Origin of the sequence: Streptomyces calidiresistens (assembly GCF_014141525.1) — a bacterium.
In the GTDB taxonomy this organism is placed as follows: Bacteria; Actinomycetota; Actinomycetes; order Streptomycetales; family Streptomycetaceae; genus Streptomyces; species Streptomyces calidiresistens.
Map to the genome: position 1 here is coordinate 1 of NZ_VKHS01001077.1, position 1,476 is coordinate 1,476.

Consider the following 1,476-nt stretch of genomic DNA (forward strand, 5'->3'; position numbering starts at 1 on the left):
GGGCGGGTCGGGAGGTGCCCCGCACGCCGGCCGGGTGGCCCTCGGCGGAGTTGGTTTCGGAAAATTTTCGAAAGAATCAGTGAAACCTTCTCCCTTCAAGAGGTGAACACACACACCCTCACTCGCCTCACGGGGAAAGGCGCTGTTGGTTCGGGGTTCGACCGTTGTTTTTCGGAGATTATTGTCCGGAAGTTTTCCGGAAACATTCGTTGACGCTTTCGGGGGCTGGGCGGAAACTTCTGAGCGTTCGTCACCGGAGGTCACGGGAGCCGCACCACCCGCGTTCCGTGGGGATGCCGCCGCGCACCCGGCCGTCCCCACGGTTCCGGTGACACCATCCGGCCGGGGCGGCGGGACGCCCCGGCCGGTTCACCAGAAGGGACAACAATGAACGACGAAACACCCCGGTCCCCCGGGCGGTCCCGCCTGCGGACCCGTCTGCGACGCGCCGTCACCGTCGGCGCCGTGGGCATCCTGGTCTCCGCCGGCCTCGTGTCGATGTCCGGAACCGCCAACGCGGCCTCGACCCTGGGGGCCGCGGCGGCCGAGAAGGGTCGGTACTTCGGCGCCGCCGTTGCCAACAACCGGCTCGGCGAGTCGGACTACGTGAACACGCTCAACCGCGAGTTCAACAGCATCACCGCCGAGAACGAGATGAAGTGGGAGTCGCTGCAGCGCACCCGCGGCAACTTCACCTTCACCGAGGCGGACCGGATCGCCAACCACGCCCGCAGCCGGGGCATGTCGCTGCGCGGGCACACACTGGTGTGGCACTCCCAGCTGCCGGGGTGGGTCGACAACATCAACAACGCCACCGAGCTGCGCACGGTGATGCGCACCCACATCGAGACCGTGATGGGCCGCTACCGCGGTCAGGTGCACTCCTGGGACGTGGTCAACGAGGCGTTCCAGGACGGCAGCAGCGGCGCCCGACGCAACTCGGTCTTCCAGCGGGTGCTGGGCAACGGGTACATCGAGGAGTCCTTCCGCATGGCGCGGGCGGCCGACCCCAACGCCAAGCTCTGCTACAACGACTACAACACCGACGGTCGCAACGCCAAGAGCGACGCGGTCTACAACCTGGTCCGTGACCTCAAGCAGCGCGGCGTGCCCATCGACTGCGTCGGTTTCCAGTCGCACTTCAACCCCCAGTCCCCGGTGCCCAACGACTACCAGGCCAACCTCCAGCGCTTCGCCGACCTCGGCGTGGAGGTGCAGATCACCGAGCTGGACATCGAGGGCTCCGGCACCGCCCAGGCCAACGACTACCGGCGCGTGATCCAGGCGTGCCTGAACGTCTCCCGTTGCACCGGCATCACGGTGTGGGGCGTGACGGACAAGTACTCCTGGCGCAGCAGCGGCACCCCGCTGCTGTTCGACGGCAACTACAACAAGAAGCCCGCCTACGACGCGGTGCTCGCGACGCTGGGCGGCTCCTCCAACGGGGGCGGGACCGGCGGCGGCACGGGCGGCGGG

The 1,476-nt window shown here is 67.7% G+C and carries 1 protein-coding gene; it reads left to right on the plus strand.

Going from position 1 to position 1,476, the window contains the following annotated elements; genetic code table 11:
• Window positions 1–387 precede the first annotated feature (387 nt).
• The coding region (locus FOE67_RS25535) for a glycoside hydrolase family 10 protein (protein WP_182667183.1) at window positions 388–1,476 on the plus strand (1,089 nt) is incomplete at its 3' end.